The organism is Streptomyces sp. NPDC001933, assembly GCF_042890955.1.
In the GTDB taxonomy this organism is placed as follows: domain Bacteria; phylum Actinomycetota; class Actinomycetes; order Streptomycetales; family Streptomycetaceae; genus Streptomyces.
Map to the genome: position 1 here is coordinate 1 of NZ_JBIASS010000085.1, position 5621 is coordinate 5621.

The 5621-nt window shown below is 70.8% G+C and carries 1 protein-coding gene; it reads right to left on the reverse strand.

Features of this window, described 5'->3' with window-relative positions; all coding sequences use genetic code 11:
• Window positions 1-5588, reverse strand: a 5588-nt coding sequence (locus tag ACFYY7_RS45045) for an amino acid adenylation domain-containing protein (protein ID WP_388672147.1), incomplete at its 3' end; no start/stop codon positions are given.
• Between the last annotated feature and the right edge of the window lie 33 nt (window positions 5589-5621).

Here is a 5621-nt window from a genome sequence, read left to right on the forward strand (position 1 = left end):
CGCGCGTCATACAGATCCGTCGCATACTCGATCGTGATGTCCAACCCACCAGGCCGCCCATCCACCGAACGACGCTCCGCGAAGGAGAACGTCAGATCGAACTTGGCGATCTCCACCTTCGAGAACTCGTACGTCGCTTCCAGGCCCGGGAGTTCAGGCGCTTCGGCGGACATGTCGCCGACGGTGAGCATGACCTGGAAGAGGGGGTGCCGGGCGGTGGTGCGCTCGGGGTTGAGGGCTTCGACCAGTCGGTCGAAGGGCAGGTCCTGGTGGCTCCAGGCGGCGAGGTCGGTCTCCCGGACCCGGGTCAGCAGCTCACGGAAGCTCGGGTCACCGCTGGTGTCGGTGCGCAGGACGAGGGTGTTGACGAAGAAGCCGACGAGGTCGTCGAGCGCCGGGTCGGTGCGCCCCGCGACGGGTGAGCCGAGCGGGATGTCGTGCCCGGCACCGGAACGGGACAGCAGCGTCGACACCGCGGCCTGAGCCACCATGAAGAGTGTGCTGCCGGTGTCCTGGGCCAGCGCGGTGAGCGAGTCGTGCAGGTCGGCCGGGCAGTGCACGGTGTGCGTGGTGCCCCGGTTGGACGCGGTGGCCGGCCTGGGCCGGTCGGCCGGGAGCGTGGCCTCCTCCGGAAGGTCCGCCAACGCCGCGCGCCAGTAGTCGAGTTGGCGTTCCTCGTCGCTTCCGAGGAGTCGTTGCTGCCAGAGGGAGTAGTCGGCGTACTGGACCGGCAGCGGCTCCCACGCGGGGGCGGTGCCCTCGGTGCGGGCGGCGTAGGCGGTGGCCAGGTCGCGGAAGAGGGGTCCGTTGGACCAGCCGTCGGAGGCGATGTGGTGGATGACCACCAGCAGGATGTGCTCCTGTTCGCCGAGGGCCAGCAGATGTGTGCGGATCGGCGACTGGACGGCCAGGTCGAAGGCGGCCGAGGAGAGCTCGGCCAGTTGTGCGGTGAGTTCCTCCTCGGTGGTGGTGATCAGGGGGAGGTCGATGGCGGCCGGGGGCAGGATGTGCTGGTGGGGGGTGCCCTCGTGGGTGGGGAAGACCGTCCGCAGGCCCTCGTGACGGGTGGTGAGGTCGGTGAGGGCGAGCTGAAGCGCCTGACGATCGAGTCGGCCCTTGAGGCGCAGGGCGAGCGGGATGTTGTAGGTGGCGGACGGGCCCTCCATCTGGTCGAGGAACCAGAGCCGCTGCTGTGCGGAGGAGAGCGGTACGTTCTCCGGCCGCTCCTGTGCCATCAGCGCCGGCCGGGGCAGTTCACCGCTGCCCGCGGTGACGCATTCGGAGAGTGCGAGCACCGTGGGGTTCCGGAACAGGTCCTTCACCCCGAGCTGCACCCCGAACGCCCGCCGGATGCGGCTGATCAGTCGGGTGCCGAGCACCGAGTGACCGCCGCGGTGGAAGAAGTGGTCGTCGATGGTGACCGACGGCAGCCCGAGAACGGCCGCGAAGAGGCCGCAGAGCACCTCTTCCTGCGGTGTGCGCGGGGCACGCCCGTTGGTGGCATGGGAGATCTGGGGTGCGGGCAGGGCACGCCGGTCGACCTTGCCGTTGGTGGTGAGCGGGATCTTGTCCAGGACGACGAAGGCGGACGGGACCATGTACTCGGGCAGAGCGTCCGCGGCATGACCGCGCAGCTCGGTCACGTCGATCCTGGCACCTTCGGCGGCGACGAGGTAGGCGACGAGGCGCTTGTCACCGGGCCGGTCCTCCCGGACCACCACGGTCGCCTGGCCCACGCTCCCGTGGGCGGCCAACGCGGTCTCGATCTCCCCCAGTTCGATGCGGAAGCCACGGAGCTTGACCTGCTGGTCGGCACGGCCCAGGTACTCGATCGAGCCTTCCAGGTTCCAGCGGACCAGGTCGCCCGTCCGGTACATCCGCGCGCCGCCCTGGCCGTACGGGTCCGCCACGAAGCGCTCCGCCGTCATGCCCGGCCGGCCGAGGTAGCCACGGGCGAGACCGGCACCGGTGATGTACAGCTCGCCGGGGGTGCCCGGCGGGACCAGTCGCAGGCCCTCGTCCAGGACGTACAGCCGGTGGTTGTCCAGCGGCTCACCGATCGGGATCGCACCCGCGTAGTCCAGCGGACGGTGGATCCGGTGGGTGGTCGCGAAGGTGGTGGTCTCCGTCGGACCGTAACCATTGACGACCGTGACGTCCGGGCAGCGGTCCATGACCCGACGCACCGCCTCCGGCGGGACGACATCACCCCCCGCCCACACCTCACGCACCCCGGCGAACGCCTCCGGAACCTCCTCCGCCATCACGCGGAACAGACCGGCGGTCAGCCACAGCGAGGTGATCCCGCGCTCGGTCAGCAGCCCGCCCAGGGTCCCGGGGTCGAGGTATCCGGGTGGCGCCACCACGACCGTGCCCCCGTTCAGCCAGGGCACCCAGATCTCGTGCGTCGATGCGTCAAAGGTGTGCGGTGAGTGGAACAGCACCCGGGTGTGGTTGCCGTTGGCGTACATGGTCTGCGCGGCCAGGTCGGCCACATTGCGGTGCGATACCGCGACCCCCTTCGGGACCCCCGTCGAACCCGACGTGAACATCACGTACAGCCACTGGTCGGGGTGGGCGTGGGGCGCCGGGGGCGTCGACGGGAGGTGGGCGTATCCGGCGGTGCCGTCGAGCACGACGGTCTCGGCGGTGGTCCGGGCCACGATCGGGTGATCGGCCAGCGCCCGGTCGGTGAGCAGGACCGGCGCCCCGGTCTCCGTGAGGATCCGGAGCAGACGGGTGTCGGGGTCAGCGGTGTTGAGCGGGGCATATACGCCTCCGGCCTTGACCACCGCGAGCAGCCCGGTGAGCAGCTCCGCCGACCGCTCCATCAGGACGGCCACGACGCTCTCCGGCCGGACGCCGAGTCCCACGAGGTGGTGGGCCAGGCGGTTGGTCTCCTCGTCCAGCTCCGCGTAGGTCAGCTCCCGGTCGCCGTCGACCAGCGCGATCGCGTCCGGGGTGCGCGCGGCCTGCGCGGTGAACAGCTCCGCGAGGCCGGCGCCGGAGGAGCCGGTGACCGCACCGTTCCACTGTTCCAGGAGCCGGTGGCGTTCGTCCGCGCCGATGAACTCCAGCTCTCCCACGGGGATTTCGGGTCGTTCGACGGCGTCGCCCAGCAGCCGTACCAGCCGGGCGGTGACTGCCTCGACGGTGCCGGCGTCGTACAGGTCGGTGGCGTACTCGACCCTGATGTCCAGGCCACCGGGGCGGCCGTCGGCCGTGCGGTGTTCGTGGAAGGAGAAGGTGAGGTCGAACTTGGAGATGTCGAGCGTCGTGAAGCCCGACTCGGCTTCGATTCCCGGGAGTTCGAGGGTGGGGGTGACGGCTTCCTGGAGGGTGAGAACGACTTGGAAGAGGGGGTGCCGAGCAGTGGAGCGCTCGGGGTTGAGGGTCTCCACCAGCCGGTCGAAGGGCAGGTCCTGGTGGCTCCAGGCGGCGAGGTCGGTCCCCCGGACCCGGTTCAGCAGCTCACGGAAGCTCGGGTCACCCGACAGATCCGTACGAAGTACCAGGGTGTTGACGAAGAAGCCCACCAGGTCGTCGAGCGCCTGCTCCGAGCGGCCCGCGATCGGGGCGCCGATCGGGATGTCCTCCCCGGCGCCGGAGCGGGACAGCGTGGTGGCGACGGCGGCCTGGGCCACCATGAACAGCGTGCTGCCGGTCTCCCGGGCCAGCCGCGTCAGCCCGTCGTGCAGCTCCGCGGGGACATGGACGCTGTGGGTGCTGCCCCGGTAAGTGGCGACAGCCGGGCGCGGACGGTCGGCCGGCAGGGTGGCCTCGTCGGGCAGCCCGTCCAGGGCGTGGCGCCAGAACTCGGACTGCCGTTCCCCGTCCTCGGCGAGCAGTTCCTGCTGCCAGAGGGTGTAGTCGGCGTACTGGACCGGCAGCGGCTCCCACGCGGGGGCTGCGCCCTCGGTGCGTGCGGTGCAGGCAGCGGCCAGGTCCCGCAGCAGCGGGGCGGTGGACCAGCCGTCGGAGGCGATGTGGTGCATCACCACCAGCAGGACGTGCTCCCGGTCCCCGAGTTCGAACAGGACTGAACGGAACGGCAGTTCGGCTTCCAGGTCGAAACTGCGCGCGGCATGGGTCCCGAGTTCCGCCTCCAGGGTGGCTTCGGTCGCCGCGACGACCGGCAGCTCCACCCGGACCTCGGCCGCCGGGAGCTGCCACTGATAGGCGGCGTCGTCCGCCATCCCGAAGAGGGTGCGCAGCGATTCGTGCCGCACCACCAGGTCGGTGAGCGCGAGCCGGAGGACCTCCGGGTCGAGTGCGCCCGTGAGGCGCAGGGCCAGCGGAATGTTGTACGTCGCCGACGGCCCCTCCAGGTGGTGCAGGAACCAGAGACGTTGCTGGGCGGAGGAGAGCGGCACCCGCTCGGGCCTGACCGCCTCCCGGAGCGCGGGCCGCCGCACGGCCTCGCCGCCCGCTTCCACGTACTCGGCCAGCCCGGCCACCGTTGGGCCCTGGAAAAGGTCCCGGACGGTGATCTGGACTCCGAAGGTCTGCCGGATACGGCTGATGAGCCGGGTGGCGAGGAGCGAGTGGCCGCCGAGGTTGAAGAAGTGGTCGTCGATGGTGACCGACGGCAGGCCCAGGACCTCCGCGAAGAGGCCGCACAGAACCTCCTCGACCGGCCCCCGGGGCGCGCGGCCGGCGGTGTCGGTGCTCTGCTGGGGTGCGGGCAGGGCGCGTCGGTCGACCTTGCCGTTGACGGTGAGCGGGATCTCGTCGAGTACGACGAAGGCGGACGGGACCATGTACTCCGGGAGCGTTCCGGCGATCTCGCGGCGCACCGCGTCGGTGTCGATCCTGGCGCCTTCGGCGGCGACGAGGTAGGCGACGAGGCGCTTGTCACCGGGCCGGTCCTCGCGGACGACGACGGTGGCCTGGGCCACGCCCGGCCGTCCGGCGAGGACGGTCTCGATCTCGCCGGGCTCGATGCGGAAGCCGCGGAGCTTGACCTGCTGGTCGGCACGGCCGAGGTATTCGAGGGAGCCTTCGAGGTTCCAGCGGACCAGGTCGCCCGTCCGGTACATCCGGGTGCCGGCCGGGCCGTACGGGTCCGCGACGAAACGGTCGGCGGTCAGCGCGGGCCGGTCGAGATAGCCCTGCGCCAGACCGGCGCCCGCGATGTAAAGCTCGCCCGGCGTGCCCGGAGCGACCAGCCGCAGCCCCTCGTCCAGGACGTACAGCCGGTGGTTGTCCAGCGGCTCACCGATCGGGATCGCACCCGCATAGTCGAGCGGACGGTGGATCCGATGGGTGGTCGCGAAGGTCGTCGTCTCCGTCGGACCATAACCATTGACAACCGTGACGTCCGGGCAGTGGTCCATGACCCGGCGCACCGCCTCCGGCGGGACGACATCACCGCCCGCCCACACCTCACACACCCCGGCGAACGCCCCGGGCGCCTCCTCCGCCATGACGCGGAACAGACCGGCTGTCATCCACAGCGCGCCGATCCGGTGCTCGGCCAGCAGCCGTTGGTAGTCGGCCGGGGCCAGATGTCCTGCGGGGGCCACGACGAGGGTGCCGCCATTCAGCCACGGAACCCACATCTCGTACGTCGACGCATCGAACGCCATCGCCGAGTGGAACAACACCCGAGCGTGATTGCC